Annotated in this window: 14 protein-coding genes; 2 read left to right on the top strand and 12 right to left on the bottom strand. The window is 50.8% G+C overall.

Annotated elements, in window-relative coordinates; translation table 11 throughout:
- Positions 1-29: 29 nt before the first annotated feature.
- Positions 30-389, bottom strand: a complete 360-nt coding sequence (locus Q0G85_RS05690; RefSeq protein WP_297155577.1) for an oxidoreductase — start codon at positions 387-389, stop codon at positions 30-32.
- The gene (locus tag Q0G85_RS05685) at positions 390-2798 is read right to left on the bottom strand and encodes a molybdopterin-dependent oxidoreductase (protein ID WP_297155575.1); all 2409 of its coding nucleotides are present in this window, start codon (positions 2796-2798) and stop codon (positions 390-392) included.
- A gap of 417 nt (positions 2799-3215) precedes the next feature.
- On the opposite strand from Q0G85_RS05685, the gene Q0G85_RS05680 reads away from it, so the two are divergent.
- Together Q0G85_RS05680 and Q0G85_RS05675 are read left to right on the top strand one after the other, a co-directional pair.
- The gene (locus Q0G85_RS05680; RefSeq protein ID WP_297155572.1) at positions 3216-5501 is read left to right on the top strand and encodes a molybdopterin-dependent oxidoreductase; all 2286 of its coding nucleotides are present in this window, start codon (positions 3216-3218) and stop codon (positions 5499-5501) included.
- A gap of 15 nt (positions 5502-5516) precedes the next feature.
- Positions 5517-5852, top strand: coding sequence for an oxidoreductase (locus Q0G85_RS05675; protein ID WP_297155568.1), 336 nt, complete (start codon positions 5517-5519; stop codon positions 5850-5852).
- A gap of 135 nt (positions 5853-5987) precedes the next feature.
- Here Q0G85_RS05675 and Q0G85_RS05670 read toward each other — a convergent pair whose 3' ends face one another.
- The 10 genes from Q0G85_RS05670 to Q0G85_RS05625 form a co-directional block, all read right to left on the bottom strand.
- Positions 5988-7793, bottom strand: a complete 1806-nt coding sequence (locus Q0G85_RS05670; RefSeq protein ID WP_297155566.1) for a helix-turn-helix domain-containing protein — start codon at positions 7791-7793, stop codon at positions 5988-5990.
- 235 nt (positions 7794-8028) lie between these two features.
- Positions 8029-8262 (bottom strand): 4Fe-4S dicluster domain-containing protein, encoded by a 234-nt coding sequence (locus tag Q0G85_RS05665; RefSeq protein WP_367116871.1) that lies wholly within the window; start codon positions 8260-8262, stop codon positions 8029-8031.
- A gap of 111 nt (positions 8263-8373) precedes the next feature.
- Positions 8374-10593 (bottom strand): molybdopterin-dependent oxidoreductase, encoded by a 2220-nt coding sequence (locus tag Q0G85_RS05660; protein ID WP_297155617.1) that lies wholly within the window; start codon positions 10591-10593, stop codon positions 8374-8376.
- A gap of 310 nt (positions 10594-10903) precedes the next feature.
- Complete coding sequence (locus Q0G85_RS05655) at positions 10904-12127, bottom strand: MFS transporter (RefSeq protein ID WP_297155563.1); 1224 nt, start codon at positions 12125-12127, stop codon at positions 10904-10906.
- A 287-nt stretch (positions 12128-12414) separates the two neighbouring features.
- Positions 12415-12753, bottom strand: coding sequence for a 4Fe-4S dicluster domain-containing protein (locus tag Q0G85_RS05650; RefSeq protein WP_297155561.1), 339 nt, complete (start codon positions 12751-12753; stop codon positions 12415-12417).
- Positions 12754-12764: 11 nt separating this feature from the next.
- Positions 12765-15050, bottom strand: coding sequence for a molybdopterin-dependent oxidoreductase (locus Q0G85_RS05645; RefSeq protein ID WP_297155559.1), 2286 nt, complete (start codon positions 15048-15050; stop codon positions 12765-12767).
- 87 nt (positions 15051-15137) lie between these two features.
- Positions 15138-15932 (bottom strand): carboxypeptidase regulatory-like domain-containing protein, encoded by a 795-nt coding sequence (locus Q0G85_RS05640; RefSeq protein ID WP_297155557.1) that lies wholly within the window; start codon positions 15930-15932, stop codon positions 15138-15140.
- 11 nt (positions 15933-15943) lie between these two features.
- Positions 15944-18628 (bottom strand): molybdopterin-dependent oxidoreductase, encoded by a 2685-nt coding sequence (locus Q0G85_RS05635; protein WP_297155555.1) that lies wholly within the window; start codon positions 18626-18628, stop codon positions 15944-15946.
- A 146-nt stretch (positions 18629-18774) separates the two neighbouring features.
- The gene (locus tag Q0G85_RS05630; RefSeq protein WP_297155553.1) at positions 18775-18921 is read right to left on the bottom strand and encodes a hypothetical protein; all 147 of its coding nucleotides are present in this window, start codon (positions 18919-18921) and stop codon (positions 18775-18777) included.
- Between the two features lie 408 nt (positions 18922-19329).
- Positions 19330-19968 (bottom strand): TetR/AcrR family transcriptional regulator, encoded by a 639-nt coding sequence (locus Q0G85_RS05625; RefSeq protein WP_297155551.1) that lies wholly within the window; start codon positions 19966-19968, stop codon positions 19330-19332.
- Positions 19969-20794 lie beyond the last annotated feature (826 nt).

The following is a 20794-nucleotide window of genomic DNA, read 5'->3' as shown; positions in this document are numbered from 1 at the left end:
CCCGCGAACTATGCATGATAATCTTCTATCTAGTCAATTGTGCCGGCCTTAGGCACAAATACGGTATACTTGGTTTTACCGCCAGCCTTTTCGATAAGCTCCTTCACTGGGCCGTACTGCATGACCAAACTTTGGCAATGCTTTACGCAGAGAGGTTTTTTTCCTTTGCTCGTCCGCTCCGCGCACAAATCGCACTGATCAGTTGGGATGGGCACAAAATCATACTGGTATTTGTCCTCGGAAATTTTCCATGGACCTATTTTCTGCAGTTTGATTCCCCATCGATCAACCGGAAGGTCATGCTCCATCTGGCACGACACCTCGCACGAATGGCAGCCCGTGCAGAACTCATAGTTAATCAAAAGGCCGTATGCAACATCATTAGACATCTACATCAGCTCCTCATTCATTGCGAAACGCTCGGAAATCATCTGCATATCGGTATCGCCGATAACATCTTCAGGCTCGCACTTGTACACGCGGCACATGTGGGACTTGCAATTGTTCCCGAAGCCGCTTTCGCCACACCCAGCCTCAACAACAACATTTGGATTCGAAATGTAAGTGTCGTAACAACCGTTACCAGCATCTTCAGGATTGCGCTCGGGGAACCACCACGCATGATCAAGCGATATAGTGGATGGATCAAGGATGGGTGATACGTTCGCCTTCAGCTGAACACGACCAAGATGGTTCTCAATCCAGCACCAATCACCATGATCGATGCCATACTTTTCTGCAGTTTCAGGTGCGATTTCAAATTCCGGATTCGGATGCAAAGCGCGAAGATGAGGAATCTGACGATGCTCTGAATGGAATGATGCCCACTGACGTGCACCAGTTGTCATAATCAGAGGGTACTTCTCCAGATACTCTTCCTTGTCAAAGCGATCAGGAACCTGATTGGGGCTATAAGGTGGTTCGGCATAATGCGGAACGGGCTTCTGGCCCCAGCGTCCGAACAATGTTGAGTACAGCTCAATTCTGCCAGTCGGAGTATTGAAGCCAACATTACCATCGGGACGCTGCTCTCCAGTGCGGAACTTCTCGTAGTGATACTCGGGATAGATCCAGTTCTCTTCACGAGCCTCCTCGAAGGTCATGCCCGTTTCCTTCATCGTGAACGTAAAGAATTCCTCGAGCGTCTCTCCTGGCCACAATTTATCGTTCCATTGCCGCCCGAGCTCCCAGCAAATCTCCATGTCGGACTTGCTTTCCCCAAGAGGCTTGCATGCCTGGTTGGTAGTCTGAACATGGTAGTAGATAGAACGAATACCATTGCGCTCAGGATACATGCACACCGGGAGGAACACGTCGCAGCACGCCTGAGCTGTCGGCGTCATGAACGGGTCAACGTACACGTTGAACTCCGCATTACAATAGGCACGCTCCATGCGAGTGTTTGGCTCTTGGGCCGTGCAAGAAAGCGGATTGGTCGACTGAATCCAGTTTGCGCGAATCTTATACGGGCGATTCGTGAGCATCTGGTCGACGGTCATATCCGCTTGGGTAAGCACAACGCCCGAATACTTGAGTGCTGGGAAGTCTTCGCCGCCAATTCGCTGCGCCTGCTCTTCGAGCGTCAGGCATTCGGCGGGGTCGGGGGGATTCCACGTCTGGATGTTGAAGGGCTGGTGAACCGTAACCATACCTCCCGGAATGTCAATCTGCCCAGTGATGGACCACAAATCGACAACCGCAGCCGAGCCAGCAAGGCATTCCATGGTCATATCGAGCGCAAGACCCCATTGCACAGATGTCGGCTTCTCCGCCATCATTTCAGCAGCGCGAGCAATCTTTTCCTTCGGAATCCAAGTGACTTCGGAGGCCTTCTCAAGCGACCATTCCTTAGTCGCCTCATAATACTCGTCGGAGCCATAGCACCAGCAATCGACAAACTCATGATCGTAAAGATCATGCTCGATGATGTATTTCCCCATGGCAAGCGCAAGCGCAGCGTCGGTTCCGCAACGAACCTGCAACCACAGATCCGCCTTTGCGGCGAGCCAAGTAAGTTTAGGATCAACAACAACTAGCTTCGACCCGCGTTTCATGCAATCGACAACCCAATGCCCCAAATTGCCATCAGCGTTTGATACGAGAGGGTTGTTGCCCCATACGAAGATATTCTTAGGCGGCATCCAGCCTTCATGCTCGTAGCGATCGTAATGATTTTGCGAGCAATCTGGCACAGCATACGTTCCCATAAGAACATTGCAAGCGGCAACGCGAGGAACGTAGCAGCTATTGCCCGAAAGCATATACGCATACTGGACCGATCCGAAAGCGTACTGAAGACGCGTCATATACGGAGCAGTGCCGCGACCCGTTCCCAAATGGAACACGACCGCCTTCGCGCCGGATTCCTTCTTGATAGTATCGAACTTCTCTTTAATCATCGCGTAGGCTTCATCCCACGTGATGCGCTCCCATTTATCCGCCTTACCGCGATCCTTCGGATCTCGCTTCATGGGATACAGAACGCGATCCGGATGGTACACTGCTTCTTTCAATGCGATGCAACGCGCACACAATCTTCCCTGATAATAGGGGCTTTCCTCATCGCCTTCAACTTTAATGAATTTGCCGGTTTCTTTATCGGTAAACACGATGACACCGCAACCGTCATGGCAGCCGGGAGCCGCCCATGCACCAGTGCGCGTGCAAATCATGCCGTCTTCCTCCCATTGCCACGGCAGATCACCACCCGTATATTTCACTGGAGGCTCACGGAAAAAGTCTGGGCGCACCTCATTAGTTCCGCCCTGCTCAACTTCCATATCAATGCGTTTGGTCATACCTCACTCCTCTCTAAAGCTTTCAATTAAGCTTTCTCCAATCGAATGCGAAAGGCTTCGATACTCCCAGCCGAGACCTTAAGCAACTGATTGATTCTTCTTGGTACGATTACCGCTTTTATCCTTGAAAGACCCATCCCCCTTTGCAAGCAAGCGCTCTCACGCGTTCCTTGCGCACTAAAAAGTATGGAGGAGAAAAAGTAAGTTGGTAAGCGGATTAGATTCCATGGCGAACGGCCAAGCCCATTGAGAAGCGGCACTTGCGAAAAGGTGTCAAACTTACTTACCCGCGCGTAAGATGCAGCCAGTCCCCAAAAGATCCAAATCCGATTTCAACCTCCCCCATGCCAGATACACGGATACCCCGTGAATCGATTTTGGCTATTGACGTGCATCAGATTCGGAAAGGAGAGATGGATGGCTTTTCATTTCAAAGAGCATCCCGCCCCAAAGAAAACAGTCCTCGATGATGGCACCGAGGTAATCCGCACATGTGCATGGTCGCCCCCGGGATGCCATGCAGTTGGATGCGGCATTCGCTTATTCGTGAAAGACGGTGAGCTCGTTAAGGTCGAGGGAGACCCGGACCATCAACTCACCCGTGGACGCCTGTGCCCTCGCTGCCTTGCTTTGAAAGAAGCGGTATACCATCCCGATCGTTTGCTGTACCCCATGAAGCGAGACCCGAAAGACCGCGGCCTCGATAAATGGGAACGAATCAGCTGGGACGAGGCGACCGAGCTTATTGTAAGCAAGACCGAGGAAATTCGCGCAAAGTACGGTTCGGAATCCATCTGCGTATACATGGGAACCGGCCGCGAGGCTGTTCGTTACGGCTTCACTCTTTCTTCGAAGGTCCTCCGTACGCCAAATAACTGCTACGCCCAGTCGGGCTGGTCGTGCATGGGTCCGCGACAAACTGCAATGACCATGATGCTTGGAAGCGCATACATCGAGCTCGACTACAACGGCGGCTCTCTCGAAGCCTGGGACGATCCCAACTGGAAACGCCCCGATTACGTCTTCTGCCTCGGCAAAGAGCCTCTGAAGTCAAACCCCGACGGTCTTTGGGGTCATGCGCTCATTGAGCTCATGAAGCGGGGAACGAAACTTATCATGGCCGACCCGCGCGTAAATTGGCTTGCCAGTCGCGCCGACCAAGTGTTGCAGCTTATCCCCGGCACGGACGCAGCACTGTGTTTGGCCATTTTGAATGTGCTCATTAACGAAGATTTGGTCGACCATGACTACATCGATCGTTGGTGCTTCGGTTTCGACGACTTAAAAGAGCGCGTCCAAGAGTACACACCCGCATATGCGGCAAAGGAATGCGGCCTTACTGAGGAAGAGATCGTCACAGCAGCGCGCAAGCTTGGCTACGACGGCGAGCATCACTGGAGCCTCCTCATGGGCGTTGCCGTTGACCAGAACCCCAACGGCTGCCAAGTCACGCAATGCCTTATTGCAATGGCCGCCATCACTGGCAATCTCGATGTTCCGGGAGGAACCGTCGTCGGCGTTCAAATGCAATTTGAAATGACGGGCGCAACTGACTTCATGAGCGAAGAGCTCAAAAACAAGTGCATCGGGTGGGACACCTATCCCATCGTCAAAGTTCTTCTGAACACCACTCACCCCGATATCACGCTTGAGTGCCTGGAGACTGGACGCCCTTACGAGCTCAAGATGGCATGGTTTGACTCGACAAACCTCCTGTCGCCCACTTGCTCGGCGCAACCGAAGCGCTGGCATGACGCGCTCATGAAAATGGAGTTCGTCGTGGCCAAAGAAATGTTTATGACACCAACCGTCATGGCATTGGCGGACGTAGTGCTGCCGCTTGCAACCTGGGCCGAGCATGACGGAATCGTCATGACCAACCAGGGATGTCAGATGGGCATCGCAGGAGCCATCAATAAGGGACTGCAAGTCGGCGAGTGCAAGTCTGACCTGGAAATGCTCATTCACTTTGGTAACGCATTCTACGAGAAAGCTTACCATGAGGAATACCCGTTCAAGACGGTTGAGGAGTACTTGACTGACGACGTGGGTAAAATGGACACCACCTGGGAAGAGCTTTCCGAGAAAGTCGTAGCAACCAACGACATCGGTGGATATCACAAAGCAGAGCGCGGCCTTATCCGAGCCGACGGCCAGCCAGGCTTCCAAACCGCCACGGGACGAGTCGAACTGTGGTCGACTGGGTACCAAGCTCTTGGTGACGATCCCCTGCCTTATTACTTCCCGCCCAAACTCGGCGCAGAGGCGCGTCCCGACCTGGCAAAAGAATACCCGCTCATGTGCACGACGGGAGCACGTTATTTCGCGTCGTTCCATTCTGAGCATCGCCAAATCCCGAGCCTTCGCCAGCTCACGCCTGAACCTTATCTGGAGATACATCCCGAAACGGCAGCAGAGCTTGGAATCAAGGACGGGGACGAAGTCACCATCGAAAACCCCTGGGGTATCGCGCACGAAATCGCCAAGCTCACCCCGATTGTTCGCAAAGATGTAGTTGCCGCGGCCCACGGATGGTGGTTCCCTGAAGAAGACGCAGAAGAGCCGCATCTGTTCGGCGTTTGGAAATCGAACGTGAACAGCCTCATTCCCCATCGCGTGCTTGGCAAGATGGGATTCGGCGCACCATACAAGCAGATACCCGTGAAAGTTTACAAAACCCCGAATGAAGAGTGCATTCTCTAAGAAAGGAGGCGAATCATGGCAAACAACGGACTGCTCATCGATTACGAATACTGCAGCGGATGCCAAAGCTGCGAACTTGCTTGCAAAAATGAGCATGGGTTCCCCATGGATAAGTGGGGTATCAAGGTCACTGAATTCGGTCCCTTCGAAATGGAGAAAGGCAAAATAGAATGGAACTATTTGCCCTTCCCCACAAGTTTCTGCGATATGTGCGAAGAGCGCGTAGCTGCAGGAGGTATTCCGACGTGCGCCTTGCATTGTTTGGCGAACGTAATTGAATGGGGTCCCGTTGATGAGCTGTCTAAAAAGCTCGATCAGAAAGGCTCTAAAGCGGTTATCTTCCTGCCATAGAGATATCGAATGAGCACATAATCGCTAATCGTTTCCCGACACGCACCGACCAGAGCGCCTCCGCAACCCCTCCTGCGGAGGCGCTCCGATTTCGGTGATTTTCCGTAGCGGATAATCACCAAGAAGTCTGAGATGTCATTTGCCCAGCAAGCTCGAAAGAGCGCAGTCGAATCGCTCGCGAAAGTCGCGCGAAGAAGCAAGCTTCGCGCGAATACTTGCAAGGAGATACTCGCGCGTCAGTGCGTCTTCAAGACTAATCCCAAAGTCTTTCTCCATTTTCTGAATGCGATACAGAACTCCGTTTCTATGCAATCCGCACATCCTTCCAACGCATGTCGCCTTTCGCTCATTTGATAGAAAGACAAGGAGAAGCGCAAGGCTCTCCATCTTTTCCGAAGTTCCAGATGCCGGTATTTTTTTATCGGCATCCGCAATTGAAGTAACAAGGAGATGCGAGAGAACAAAACTAATAAGCCCCTCGTCCTCGCGCGACGATTGCCAATAAAAGCTAAACGCGTCACGAAATGAAAGGATGCGCGTTCGCCCATTCGAAAACGTTCGGACGCCCTCAGATCCTGCAGCTCTTAGGCTAAGCATGATTTCGCCCTCATAGCGTGCAAGAATGTCGACTTCCTGCGAAGCATAGAACAAGCCCGATAAACGGTAAAAAGGATCAGAGACAAGGAGGGTCGCTTGAGTCAGCCCGTATTCCACTTTTCCTGCTGAAACAAGTGCGTCCCATAGCTCCTCTGCCGACGATGCGCACAGCAAGACGTTTGCTTTCCCTCCGCGAATGAAGGTGGTGTGCTCTAAGCTCAACCTACTATCGAGATCTTCCGCTATATGGCCGACTTGCCCACCGAAAACATCGTTGCAAGTCAATCGAGCTAACGCGAATACCCCTGTTGCCGGCAAATCTAAAAGTTCAGCCCGTTCCCGAACAAAAGCGCCGTCAACGTCTCTCGCCGATGCAAGCTGCGAGACAAATGCCTGCCGAGGAGACTCCCTTAACGAGATACTTCCCCGGCTTCGACGCGCAAATCGTTTGCAATGCGCCAAGAAGATACGAAACTCATCGACTTCACCTCGAGTTGGACGCTCCGGATGCGCAACAAGTACATGGCCTGCATACTGGCCTGAAACGTGCATGACACCTGTCATCAAATAATAGGGAAAAGTTTCATCAGGGGGCCATACCTTCGCATCGTGCTGGCCTGCGACGCTTTTCAGCAAATAGCCCATCGTATGCTGTCTGCGAAGATGCTCTTCGCAATGATAGCCCAAATCAACGAGTGACTTATTGATTTCATCATCAGGCTGATGTCGTTTCGCGCAGGCAAGCAGGCGATAATGGGCGTCTGTGATGTTCACGAAGCATCCGAAGAGGTCTTCCGCCACATTAACGAGGCTCTGAAACGATCCTCTTTCTCCCGCAGCCATTGATAAGCGATTGACAAGCGATCGCTTATCGAGGAGGAATCGTAAAACGAGATGAAGAAGAGTGTCCCTACATGGAGCAGCTTGATCTTCTACTTGCTTGAAAAGAACAAGGCTAAAGGCAGAAGATAGATTATCAAGAGAGTCTTCAAAGTAACCCATCGGATAATTCTCAGAAGCGGAAGCCAGAACGGGCAAGCCCATCTCGCACGCCTTGCGCAACGCATCGAGAGCACCTTCTTGGTAAGAATCATCGGAATTACTCTCAAAAACAACCAGGTGCGTCTGGGGAACCGAGGGGGCAACTGCCTGTTGGCTCACTTCGCCTTCTTCACTCGACATCATTGCAGCAAACTCATCCAATGACACGGCGTCGCAAAATCGAATTACTCGCGTCGGCCTTTGAGCAACGACGAAACCGTGCCCAGAAAGATAATCGAACAGCATTTCAAGTGTGAACGAAGGAGCCTCCCACAGGCAATCCCCCCTTTGTACGCCACCCATTTCGACCCCTCCTACTGTAGACTTCTCCAATCAAACTCAAACCTACTAGCAGTAAAGTAAGTTTTCCAGCAGGAATCCTGTTCATAAGCCTACCTGCAAAGAAGAAAACGGGGTTGACGCTCATGCAAAATAATAGGGGTAAGTCAGATTGACTTACCCTTATTTGTGAAGAAATGTCCTCGCTTGTAATTCGGAGGGAGAGGAACAGCGAGGATCTAACGAGGAGAAGCAGTCTTTAGGGGATAAAGATGGAAGCCATCTTTCCCTTTTCCGCCATCTTAGTCGAAAGCTCTTCAAGCGTACCGAATTCCATTACCGCTGCAGGGCAATGCTGTACGCAGTTGGGGACACCACCAGCCGCCACACGATCGGCGCACAAATCACACGTACTCGTGAGCACTGGAACAAAACGGTATTCCCAATGATACCCGTCTTCAAGTTGCCAAGGTCCCAATTCAAGCAACTTCACACCCCACTGTCCCTTGGGCAGATTATGTTCATTTTTACACGCTAGCTCACAGGTATGGCACCCCGTGCAAAATTCGTTATCTATCATGATTCCATACTGCTGCGTCATATCCTACGCCCCTTTTATAATCTGATCGGCCACATAGACCTTGCAGGGTAAGCACTTGTACGGAGCGCCGAATCCCGTCTTGCCCACAACGCGATGGGGCATAACCTGGTTAAAACTCGTTTCCCAGATATCGAACAAGTCTTCTTCTTTACGCTCGGGATACCACCAGCCATGATCACATGAAACGACATCTTCTTTAACGATTGGCGTTATATCGGCGACTTCTTTAACTTTTCCCCAGGGCGTTTCAACGTACACCCATGCCCCTTGGGCAATGCCAAGCTTTTCCGCAGTTTTTGGATTAATCTGCACCGTTGGCCAGGGGTGGATCTCGCGAAGCCGCTCTATTTGGCGATGCTCAGAATGGAAGGAGGTGAAACGTCGCGCACCCGAAGTCATAGTAAGCGGATAATCCTTAGCGAATTCGGGGCGAGCGATATGGCCCAAAGGCGGCTCGAGATAATACGGTAGCGGGTCTTCCCCTACAGCCGCCAACATCGAGCAATACAGCTCAATACGCCCTGTGGGTGTGCGGAACCCTGGCTGCCCGTCATCGCGAAGCAATCCTTTTTCGTACTTCTTGTATTCAAGCTCATATTGGCCAAATACATGCTCTTTAAGCTCAGGGAAAGTAACATCGCAGTCTCGAACAGGCTTCAGATCGCTTGTCAAGAAAGACTCAACATCACGCCATTTTTCATCTGCACAATTAGGATGAGTGCGCTTATGCAAGTCAATCGCAATCTCCAAGTCGCTTTTAGTGTCCCCAATTCGGTCGATGACGTTAATCATAGCGCCAAGCTGGCCATGCATAGAAGCTTGGTTGTTGGTAACAATGCCATCGCGTTCGAGAGAGGTGCACACTGGCAAAGCAACGTCGGCAAGGGCAGCCATCGTAGGAGTCATAAAAATATCAGCGCAAGCGATAAACTCTATTTTACGGAGGGCCTCGTACCAGCGCTGCGGTTGAGCCGGCATGCAAGCAAGAGGATTCGTGTTCAAGATGTATGCAAACTCAATGCGCTGCGGACGACCAGTTTCAAGGCATTCCAGGACGATGTCGGGATGGGGCGTATTAGCAACGGCGGGAAGCGCTGGGTACACATCATGACCAATACCGATTTCAGGTTCGCTGGGGTTCTCTTCAACGGCCGACTCACCTTGAAGAGCCTGGAACATAAGAAGAGGTTGTCCCAAAAAAACACCGCCCGGCACATCAATATTGCCCGTAATTGCGAAAATAGCAAGCAAGGCGTGAGCTATCTGGATGCTGTTGGGGTTTTGGTCAACTGCAAGCCCCATGGAATGTGTAGACGGACGCTCCAGCAAGCACCTCGCAACAGCTCGAATGTGATCAGGGTCAACTTCGCAAATTTCAGCGACACGCTCAACTGGATACTCGGCTGCACGAGCAGCGAGCTCGTCAAACCCATACGTCCATGAATCCACAAATTCCTTGTCGTACTCGCCTGACTGAATGATCTCGTTCAGAATGCCCAGCGCAAGCGCCGCATCGGTACCAGGACGCAACTGCAAATAATACTCAGCGCGAGTTGACATCCAATTCACACGCGGATCGACGTTGATGAGCCTAGCACCGCACTTCATCATGTCGATAATCGAATGGCCCCACAATCCGTCAGGATTCGAGCGCAGCGGATCGCGACCCCAGTTCAAGATGTATTTTGGGCATTGCCACTTATCTGAATCGTATCGCTCGGGAAATCCGATAGCATTATCGACCTCGAGGTATGGCGCGCCAATAACCCAAGCCATGCCCGCCATACGCGGAATAATGCAAGACCAACCGCTAATGGACTGAATTGCCGTGTTTGAACCGAACACATCTTGAGCCATCGTAAAATGATAACGACTAGCCTCTCTACCCGTCCCGGCAAAAACACTAACAGCGTTCTTCCCGTAACGCTCACGGACAGACCGCCAATTATCAATGATGATATCGTATGCCTCGTCCCAGCTGATGCGCTCCCATTTATCAGCGCGACCGCGAAACTCCCGAGCACGCTTCATAGGATACTTCAGACGATCCGGATGCTCGACATAATCTTTAATAGCCATGCATCTCGGACACAAACGCCCCTTTGTAATTGGCTGATCAGGGTCACCCTCTACCTTAACGAGCTTGCTATCTTTCACGAAGACCTTAAGACCACAGCCAACCCCATGGCATCCCGGAGGCGCCCATGCGCTCGTACGAAACACCTTCGTACCATCGGCTAAGTCAATCTTTGCAGGCTCGGCGCTCTCGTTCCAATGTAGTTGTGCCACTATCTCCACTCCTCCCCCACTCAAATTTCTCTCTCAAAATGAGGGTCTATGCTAAATTCATCTCCCCCCTAACTAAGAAAATCTTATGAGCAATAAGAAGCCGAGACTCACGTATTCTGCCTGAAATTACCCGACTCTGCTGGAGGTTTCTCCAGAATAATCAACTGTACCAGTCTAAAAAACGAGCCGCAAAAATGCGGCTCGTTTTCTATGGAGGGAATTAAGCGAGAGTCAGGTGAAGCAACTATTCAGCAGCTTCTTCCTTTTTCATAGCATTGGCCTTCTTTGCAACCCAGAACAAGCCAAGAAGAAGGATGATGCCGAGCACAACGTTAAAGATCCAAACCGAGCTCAAAATAGCATCGGCACCAAAAATGGAGAGAACAACCTGGTCGATTGGCGAAGCAAGAAAACCGCCACCGTTTTGAAAAACGTAGCTGAATCCCATGACGGCGCCGACAATAGCTGGGGCAACGAAGGTGGAAAGAAGCATAGGCACGCCGACGGTCATAGTGTTCGTGCCAAATCCCGCGAGGATGATAGCAACGTAGAACAGCACCACGTTACCAGTCGCATGGGCGACAAACCACAAAGCATAACCAATGAGGCCAACAATCCAAAATACTGGAATGGTATATGCGCTCAGGAACTTATAAGCAGGCCCGAAGAGCACAGCGGCAGCAATTGCGCCGACTGAGAACAGAGAGAACACCGTGCCGATGACAGCAGGATTGCCAGCAACAGCGCCAATAGAAACGCCACCCAAATTGAACAGAGACTGGCTCATGATAATGGTGCCGAGGAACAGGACAAGAAGCGCCCAGCCGGAAACAGGAAGCTGAATCTTAACTTTTTCGCCCTTCTCGTTTTCCTGGGGAACAGCAGGAACGTTCTTCGGATTCAGAAGGAAGATGCACATCGCAAACGGAACAAGCGCGATGAGATAAATGCCCCAAGCAAGATTCCAGGAGATGGCGCCAAGAATGCCGGCGAGCGAAGTGAGCAAAATCATACCGACATTAAAGCAAACGCTCGCGATGGACATCATGGTCGCGCGGACGGATTCCTTTTGGAACATCAGCGAGATAACGCCCATGACAATCGGCATAAAGCAGCCCAGACCAAGTCCGAGGATGCAGCGAGTCGCCATAATGCCCCACCAAGGAAGAGCCGAGCCGAGAATTGTCGGCAAACCACCAACGACAACGAGTGCCGTAGCGAGCAATGCGCACACGCGATAGCTTAGCTTTCGACCAGCAACGAGGCCGATAACAAGTGCTGCTGGGATTTCTAGGAGGTTGGTGATCGACACCATATAGGACACAGCACTTGCGTCGACGCCATAAACATTCATCAAGTCTTGAGAAGCAACATTAACGGCACTGTGCATAGGGCCGATGAAGTACATGCACATCAACGCCACAAATACACCAATCTGACCAGCACTGATTTTCGTCTTTTCGGACATTTCTTTCCCCTTTCGGATGGTTTCGATTGCGAAATCTATTCAGGCTATACGACTAGGAATACCACCTCCTTCCGATTGAGGCCCCGTCTTCTTCCGTCATTCGCAATCGCCTATGCTTGGCGAAAGTCTTTGCAAAAGCTGCTCGCAAGCTATTTATTCCTTTGCAAAAACAGCTCGATTACGGAAGATAGGGCGAGGCGTCATCGCGTATAGCCCAATCCCCTTCTACAAAGTGTAGAAGGGGAAAGGTAAGTTTTACACGCCTGGGAGAAGTGAGTTTTTCCCGTTTACGGAATAAAAATCGAGGCCATTTTCTCTTTGGCTTCCATTTTCTCAGCCAGTTCTTCGAGCGTTCCGAACTCCATAGCACTTGCCAGGCAATGGTGAACGCAGGCCGGATCCTTCCCTTCGCTAATGCGATTAGCGCATAAATCACAGTCCGCTGTTGGAACGGGGACGTATCGATACTCCCAGCGCTTCCCGTCGGCGCGTTTCCAAGGCCCCAGCTCGAGAACTTTGATACCCCATTGTCCGTGTGGCAAATTACGCTCGTTTTTGCAGGCAACTTCGCACGAGTGGCAGCCAGTACAATACTGATTATCGATTAATAAGCCAAATCTACTCATCGTCGTCTCTCCTACGCTAGGTATATCTTGCAGGGCATGCTTTTATAATGCGTGCCGAAGCCAAGCGGGCCATTCTCTTCGTGCGGAATTAGCTGGTTGACGTTATAGTCGAATACATCGAATAGGTTTTCCGAATCAGATTCCGGCAACCACCAACCATGGTCACAAGACACCACGGACTCTTTTACAATCGGGGTAAGATGTGCGCTCATCTTCACCTTTCCGAGAGGGCTTTCCACATACACCCACGAACCCTCCGTGATGCCATATCTTGCTGCTGTTTCGGGATTGATTTGCACAGTGGGCCATTTATGAATCTCGCGCAATGTTTCAATCTGTCGATTCTCGGAGTGAAAAGACGTGAATCTGCGTGCGCCGGTTGTCACCGTAAGCGGATATTCCTCAGCTAAATCTGGGCGAGAGACGGCGCTATACTTTGGCTCTATGTAATACGGCAAAGGATCGTCACCTAGCCGTTCAAGCACCGTCGAATACAACTCTATGCGACCCGTCGGCGTATTGAAACCGGGCTGCCCATCGGAGCGAAGCAACCCCTTCTCATACTTCTTGTATTCAATCTCATACTGCGCAATAACGTACTGCTCGAGGTCGGCATACGTCGCGTCAACATCACGCATTTTCGAAAGTTGGCTGTTGATAAAATCTTCAGAGTCAGCCCAACCCGGCTTTTTGCTGTTCGGATATAACCGCCTGTGTAATTCAAGCATGATGTCCAAGTCGGCTCGGCACTCGCCTTCTGGTTCCAATATAGGAATAATTGCGCCCATCTGGCCTGGCTGCGAAGCGTTATTGTTGGAAACGTAGCCTTTCTTCTCAAAGAAAGTCGCAGCAGGGAGCACGATATCGGCAACACCCATGATAGTTGGCGTCATGAACAGATCGGCAAAAGCCACGAAATCAATCTTGCGCATAGCTTCGTACCAACGCTTCGGCTGAGGAACCATGCAGGAAATGGAGTTGTGCCCGAATGCGTAGGCAAATCGGATTTTATAGGGCACATTCGTCTCAAGTACATCAAGCGTCGCATCTGGATGCGTTGTGTTGACAATAGCGCTCATCGCCGGATAACGATCATGTCCGAGTGGTTCGACACCGATGTTGCCGAACTTTGCGAGGCCTTCAGGCTCCCCCTCTTCTTCAGCCACAGGAGCATTTTCCGCCATACCTGCAAAAATTGGAGGCAAGCCCATAAAGCAACCACCAGGAATGTCCATATTCCCCGTGATGGCGAAAAGCGATAGGAGAGCATGACCGATTTGAAGCGTATTGGGGTTTTGATCAACCGCTAAGCCCATCGAAAGGGTCGAAGGGCGCTGGGCTATGCATCGTGCTGCTGCGCGAATATCCTCCGCATCGACTTCAGTAATATTGGAGACTTTATCTACTGGGTATTCTTTTACGCGCTCCGCAAGCGCCTCGAAACCGTATGTCCAGCGCTCAACAAAATCGCGGTCATAAAGCCCTTCCTCTATAACCACATTAAGAAGACCGAGGGCGAGTGCCCCATCGGTTCCCGGACGCAACTGCAGATGAACATCTGCGCGCGTCGCGAGCCAGTTCACTCGAGGATCGCACACGATGAGCTTCATCCCAAGCTTCATCATCTCGACGATGGAGTGCCCGAAGAGACCATCTGGGTTCGAGCGCAAGGGATCGCGACCCCAAACAAGCATATATTTCGGGCATTCCCAGCGCGGATCTTCATAGCGATCGGGGAAGCCAATGGAATTATCAGCTTCAATGTAGGAGCTGCCCATGGTCCAAAGCATTGCCGCCATACGAGGCACGATACATGACCAGCCACTATTCGGGTGAATAGCGTTTACGGTACCGAACACGTCGTTAGCCATCTGAAAGTGAATCTGACTTGCCTCGCGCCCAGTACCGCACCATACGCTTACCGCCCCGATGCCATAATTCTCCACCGTTTCCTTGTACTTTGAGACAATGGTGTCAAGCGCTTCGTCCCAAGTAATGCGCTCCCATTTATCCTTGCCCCGATCCTCTCGAGCACGTTTCATGGGATAAAGCAAACGATCTTTGTGGTAATAGTATTCTTTCGCAGTTAAGCAGCGAACGCACAGACGCCCCTTACTGATGGGATTCTCTTCGTCGCCTTCGACTTTGACCAGCTTGCCGTCCTTTACATAGACTTTAAGACCGCAGCCCAGATTGTGACACCCGATGCCCGCAGAGCAAGTACGGTGCACCGTAGTCCCATCGGGCAGCTTCGTCACCACAGGCGATGCTGATTCGTTGTAATGAAGTGTCGGCATTTCCTCTCTCCGTTTCGTCGAGTTTGAACTATTCCGTCCAAACCACTTTCCATCTGGAGAATTGCAATAAGCAAGTCTTTCAGTCAGCTAAACCCGTTCAAGCGGGAAGTCGCCAAGATTCAAGCTTTCGGATAATTCGAAGCCTTTACGCTCTATCGACTTAAAGCCTTCTGCCTTGATGGCAATATCGTATGTTCCCTCGTCAATGCGATAAAAATAGAAATCCCCGAAATCATCGGTTTCGGTCTTGCGAATCTCGCCATTCGGCATCGTAAGCACGACTTCCGCTCCCTCGACAATCTCGTTGTCTACCGGATCCCAAACATCCCCCGCAATAAACAAGTGGGGACGATTCAAATAGTACACACGAGGGATTCCCTCTCCATCAGCGCACAGAGTCTCAGCTTTTTCAATCTCGTCTGTGAACTCTTCTCTTTCACCAAAACGCAAGGCCCCCGTTGCACACAGATCGACACAATGGGGCAGTTTCCCCTCATCAACCAAGTGAGCACAGCCTGTGCAAGCTTGGGGAATATCGAGCTCTTCGTTGAAATACACACCTGCAAATTTCTCGGCTATATCGCGACGGCCTTTTGCCTTCTCAGGCATAATTACCTGCAGACCGTCTTCCCGATCCATCAAAACCTCTGGCGCATAATCGGCAATTGCTGGATTTTGCCCACCGAAGATTGGCCAATACTCCACACGAACCTTTGGTATTTGCCCGTGCTCTTTTTGGTTCATCTGGCACCAAAATTGCCCAGAATGTGGCTGCGGCGCGGCATATGGGGCCCAATCGTTCTCGCAATGCTCGTCCTTGCACGCAATTTGGCAGTTATAGCAGCCGCTGCATTTCGCTACATCGACCATGAAAACTTTCATCTTATCCTCCTTTATTCACCCTCGACAAACCAAGCGTCCTGCATAACGCCATAGTCGGGATCGTAGGGTTTGCTGAATGCCTCGGGGTACTGCTTGGCAAGTTCGAACACGTCGACTTTTTCGACGCCAACTAAATAGCCACTGGTCACCTCGCCTGCACAGTTCTTCGACGCAATAGCCTTCGGGGCGATAAGATTGTTCGTGCCGCCACGATCAGATACACCTGGCTCAATAGGATCGATTCGAGCACCATGGTCCTGCAGCACCGAATGAGGCATGATGCGCTCGGTTACATACGCACCTCCCATGGTCCAACCGCGTTCATTGTAGATTTTTACGATGTCGCCGTGTTCGATTCCAAGTTCCTTTGCGTCAACAGGATTAATCCACAGCGGCTCATAACGATACCCGTCAGGACCCATAACCTTGCATGTTTCAATCTCTCGCAGCCACGTACAATCATCCATCTGCGAATGCAAACGCCAATGGGGATGGTTCGAAACAAGCAAGAAGGGATATTTCTGAGCGCGAGGAGTGGTGAGACGCTCATCAGGATGAGTTTCGCCCTTTTCGATCCAGCGCGGATAAGGCATACGCTCTTTGTCGTCGGGAAAGTTCTCTGCCAAGCGAGGCGAATAGTATTCGATCTTGCCAGAAGGCGTTGTCAAAGGATATGCTTCGGGATCTTCGTAGAAGCGCTGGAAACCCGCCTTATCGCCTTCCCAGTCCTTCGCCGTCGGAACGACATAGCACTCCTTTTCGACGAATTCCTCGTAGGAAATACGATCCTGAATACCCGACCCCATGAAACCACGTTTAATTTTGTCATCAACCGTCTCCCCGCCGGTGATGTCGTCGTACATGCCCAGTCTTTTCGCGATTTCGAGCGTACTCTCATAGTCGGATTTCGATTCACCTAGTGGATCGATCGACTGTCCTTCGATCATGAGCACATTGTAGTTTCCTGACGAGATATCGCAGTTAATATCACGCTCTTCGAACTTGGTATTGATAGGAAGCAGGATGTCGGCCAAAAGGCAATCGTCCTCCATCCAAATATGCTGCGCAATAACCGTCTCGATATAATCGGAACGAATGGCATCCATGAATTCGTTTCCGCCGTTCCAAGAACTCGTCCATTTCGGCGAGTCGGTCCATACCATATGGATGCGCTCGCTTCCAGGAACCGGATATTGGTACTTGACGAACTGATCTTCCGTCGGAAGACCAGCGCATGTCACTCCGTACCACTCCAATGGATGTTCATGATCGTAGTCGCCCGCTAGTGCTTCGGGGATGAGAGTTTCCGGAACGAATGATTCGCGCTGATCTGCGGCATAAGGCCACAGAATATCATTCAGGGTCGGAATAATCTCCGAACGGGGCGCTGGCATCTGGCTTGTCAGTCCGAACAACTGCCATTCCATCATTTTCACCTGATTGCGGCCTGGCTTACCAAGCGCCTGCATGCCAAGAAGCGCAACCTCCAAACGCGCAGGCTCATGACTGTAAGTCGAACGGATCATCGAGCCACCATTGCAGTGTGCAATAGAGACATTGTGCTTAGCCCAATGCCGAGCAAGCGCTTTGATGATGCGAGCAGGAATTCCGCAAATGCTTTCAGCCCATTCGGGTGTTTTCACAATACCATCATCGCCGCCATTGATATGATAAACAAACCAATCGAAGCCAATGGAATGGGTGTCGATATATTCCTTGTCGTACAAATCCTCTTGCAACCATACGTACGCAATAGCAAGTTGAAGTGCGGAATCTGTGTTCGGCAAGATAGGAATCCACTTATCAGCATGAACCGCAGCGCCGTAATTCACGTCAGGGCAGATGTATATTTGTTGAACACCAATATCAGTTAAGAAAAAGCAGTAGCGACTCGGGAAGCATCCGCCCCAGCCCCAAGGAGTAGTTTCAACATCGCATCCCCAGAACAGAACCGAATCGCTGTTGTTCGCCACATCGTAAAACAGGTTGTACTGATCGCCTTCGCCAACTGGGTCCTGTCCCCAAATATGCTTGGCACCCCAGTACCAGCCTTCCCAGCTATCGGGATTGCGGGCCTGCATCGTATATCCGCCGCCTTTGGCTCGACCGGTCTGCACAGCGCCTTGCTCATCCTCGTGCATCCAGAAGTCATTCACTAGCTCGATGCCGGTTTCCTTCGCGGCAATTTGATCGAGCAAGAAGCCCTCTGTACCACGCGGTCCATGAATGGTCTTGATCAAGTGATGGCCGTCGGACTGAACCAAGATGGAATTCAAGCCATACCGATCCTTTACGCGCCTGATTTCCTTCGCGATAATCTCAGTTGCTTCGTCCCAGGTGATGCGTATGTATTTGCTTTTACCACGGTTTTGCGGGTTGCGTTCACCTTCGGGGTCCCAGTCAACGCGCTTCATCGGATGCAGAATGCGATTCGGTGAGTAAACGCGTTCTTTGTACGCCAGGGCAAACGGCGATAGCTCGGTTTTCTCCTTTGCCTTGAATTCCTTACCGCGCGCCTTGATGCTCCACGGATTCAGTCCGTCTTTGCTTTGGTGCTTAACGTAGCTGAACGGGCGCGTGCGCAGGATACGGCCGTCACGAACATCGATTTCTGCAGAGTCCGACGCGGTGCATGGGCCGCAAAAACCCATGGTTTTGATAGTTGTGGTAATTTCCCCACGTTTAATTTCGCTCATGATTTCCTCATTCAGATATGATTGCCTAAACCTCTTGACGCAAAGAAGCTCAAATCAACTAGCGACTACTCCTTGAACGGTGCGCTAAAACGAACCAGTGAATAGTTCACTACTTATTTGATTAGTTGGCTAATTTTCTGAATCCGCTATTTAAGCGGCAAAGAGAGATGAGCGAGCCACCAGGAAAGCCGGTTATCGTTGTGGAAATCGCGCTCGACCGCACGCCATGAGAACGGGATAGCACGATCGAGATTTGCATAATCGCTAATAGCAGCCCCTTCAAAACGAACCATTTCTCCCCCTCTCGTCCAAACGTCTGCGGCTTAGCTTATCAGGCAAAAAGTAAGTTTTGCTTTTTAGAAGCGTACGTGATTGACTTTCTTTCAATCAACCCCGGTGCTTGTCGAGGCATCTCTCCCTAAAGAAACCGCCGCTTGAACTTACTCTTTTTCTGCTATTTTAGAAGAAAGAAGGGAGCTTGAGGAATGGGCGCATGCTACAGCTGCAACAACTGCGGAAAGTGTCACGAACTATCGCGGCAGCTTGCAGGTCATTGCCCAATATGTCGGGCTCTTTTGCCCTCGGGCGTAATCATATGTCCATCATGCGGCAGGCCTGTGCCCAGAAAGCCGGGCCAGGCCATTGCCGACATAGGCAAACAGGACGTGGGGAAGCAAGTTCTTCAACAACATCCTGTACGATTAAAGCTGACCGAATAAGTGTTTATCTGCACTAAACAGTTTTGAACTTCCCTTTGGCTGAGACAGCAAAGACTCCTCAAGGGAATCCCATACGACATCAAGATGGCTCAAGTAGAACTGGCGAAGGCTCTTTTCGTCCAAAACTCCTTTTCTGCGAAAACGGTAGAGATCGGTGCAGTTACGGTACAGCCCTACAACTACTGACGAGCACAAGGCAACCATATCATTTGGCTCAATTCCATGCTTCAACTGCTCACGCTTAAAGAGCATGCAGTAGAGAGATTCGACAATCATTATATTCTCAAGCTCGAATCGATTAAACATGCCAGAATCATCACGAGCAGTATGGAGGATGTAGCTAACGTCGAAAAGGCCAAACATCTGCTTGTAATCGTGGACCATCGTCTCAAGAACTTTATCTTTTAATGGCATATCTGTAGGAAGCGAACTTGCAAACACCTTAAGTTCAGTAATGTTCTCTCGACCAAATTTTCGAAGAATAGACTCTTTTGTCGGAAAATAATTATAGAGCGTTCGAGTTGAAACATCGGCTTCTGCGGCAATATCCGAAAGCGTCGTTTGCTTATAACCCAATTCGCAAAACAAAGACAACGCCGCATCGTAAATCCGCTGTTCCATTGCGCGTCTATTATCGTCGCGACTACCCACAAAAACTCCCCCGTCGAATATGAATTCAATTACCGTGGCTTCAACGAAAACATTGACATTTTTGGCTTTGCTTTAATCGCGTCAGCCAGATCTTCGATCCCTCCGCAAGAAATGATATTGTACGAGCAATGACGAACGCATGCTGCTTGTCCTCCCCCTCTTACTCGAGTGAAACACGCGTCACACCAATCGGTTGGTACAGGAACGAAATCATACTGCCACGACCCATCCTCAGTGCGAAGTGGGCCAAGTTTCATTACTTTGATTCCAACCTTTTCAGGGCCGACGCCGTGTTCGTTCATGCACGCAATTTCGCAGTCTAGACAACCAAGGCAATACTCATAGTCAACAAGCATGGCGATCGATTGGCCACTCATGCACACCCCCACTTTCCCCTATTCCGTTTTTCAGTTAGAGACTTTGCGGAAACTCCTGGCGCAGGAGGTTGAGATGCGCCGCATTCGACGCAAACAGGAGAAAAAAGATTAGGCAATTTCGCATGACAGACAATACAACGACCTTGTCTTTCAATGCATTTACCGCAGTGAATACATGGGCAGCACACTTTATCCTCCCCTCTCGCATATCGGAGTATTGTAGCACCGTAGATTTCTGAATTATAAGGAGTTTTCAAGCATCTCGTAGCCAACGATTTGGTTTGCCTTACCGCATGATTTCACAATACCCACTTACTCGCTGGTATCATGAAGTACAGGCCCATCGACCAGCTCGTCGAAGAGCTTGACAAGAAGCCCAACCAGGTGCTCTTCGTCCCCGGACCATATACCTGCAAGGC

This window comes from uncultured Ellagibacter sp. (assembly GCF_934617235.1).
Lineage (GTDB): Bacteria > Actinomycetota > Coriobacteriia > Coriobacteriales > Eggerthellaceae > Ellagibacter.
This window is presented reverse-complemented; position numbering and strand designations above follow the sequence as displayed.

Coding starts and splice junctions, on each gene's coding strand:
- Q0G85_RS05670 (WP_297155566.1), bottom strand. CDS start 7,793: ATGGGTGGCGTACAAAGGGGGGATTGCCTGTGGGAGGCTCCTTCGTTC.
- Q0G85_RS05630 (WP_297155553.1), bottom strand. CDS start 18,921: ATGGTTCGTTTTGAAGGGGCTGCTATTAGCGATTATGCAAATCTCGAT.
- Q0G85_RS05675 (WP_297155568.1), top strand. CDS start 5,517: ATGGCAAACAACGGACTGCTCATCGATTACGAATACTGCAGCGGATGC.
- Q0G85_RS05690 (WP_297155577.1), bottom strand. CDS start 389: ATGTCTAATGATGTTGCATACGGCCTTTTGATTAACTATGAGTTCTGC.
- Q0G85_RS05635 (WP_297155555.1), bottom strand. CDS start 18,628: ATGAGCGAAATTAAACGTGGGGAAATTACCACAACTATCAAAACCATG.
- Q0G85_RS05650 (WP_297155561.1), bottom strand. CDS start 12,753: ATGAGTAGATTTGGCTTATTAATCGATAATCAGTATTGTACTGGCTGC.
- Q0G85_RS05645 (WP_297155559.1), bottom strand. CDS start 15,050: ATGCCGACACTTCATTACAACGAATCAGCATCGCCTGTGGTGACGAAG.
- Q0G85_RS05685 (WP_297155575.1), bottom strand. CDS start 2,798: ATGACCAAACGCATTGATATGGAAGTTGAGCAGGGCGGAACTAATGAG.
- Q0G85_RS05640 (WP_297155557.1), bottom strand. CDS start 15,932: ATGAAAGTTTTCATGGTCGATGTAGCGAAATGCAGCGGCTGCTATAAC.
- Q0G85_RS05625 (WP_297155551.1), bottom strand. CDS start 19,968: ATGGAACAGCGGATTTACGATGCGGCGTTGTCTTTGTTTTGCGAATTG.
- Q0G85_RS05680 (WP_297155572.1), top strand. CDS start 3,216: ATGGCTTTTCATTTCAAAGAGCATCCCGCCCCAAAGAAAACAGTCCTC.
- Q0G85_RS05655 (WP_297155563.1), bottom strand. CDS start 12,127: ATGTCCGAAAAGACGAAAATCAGTGCTGGTCAGATTGGTGTATTTGTG.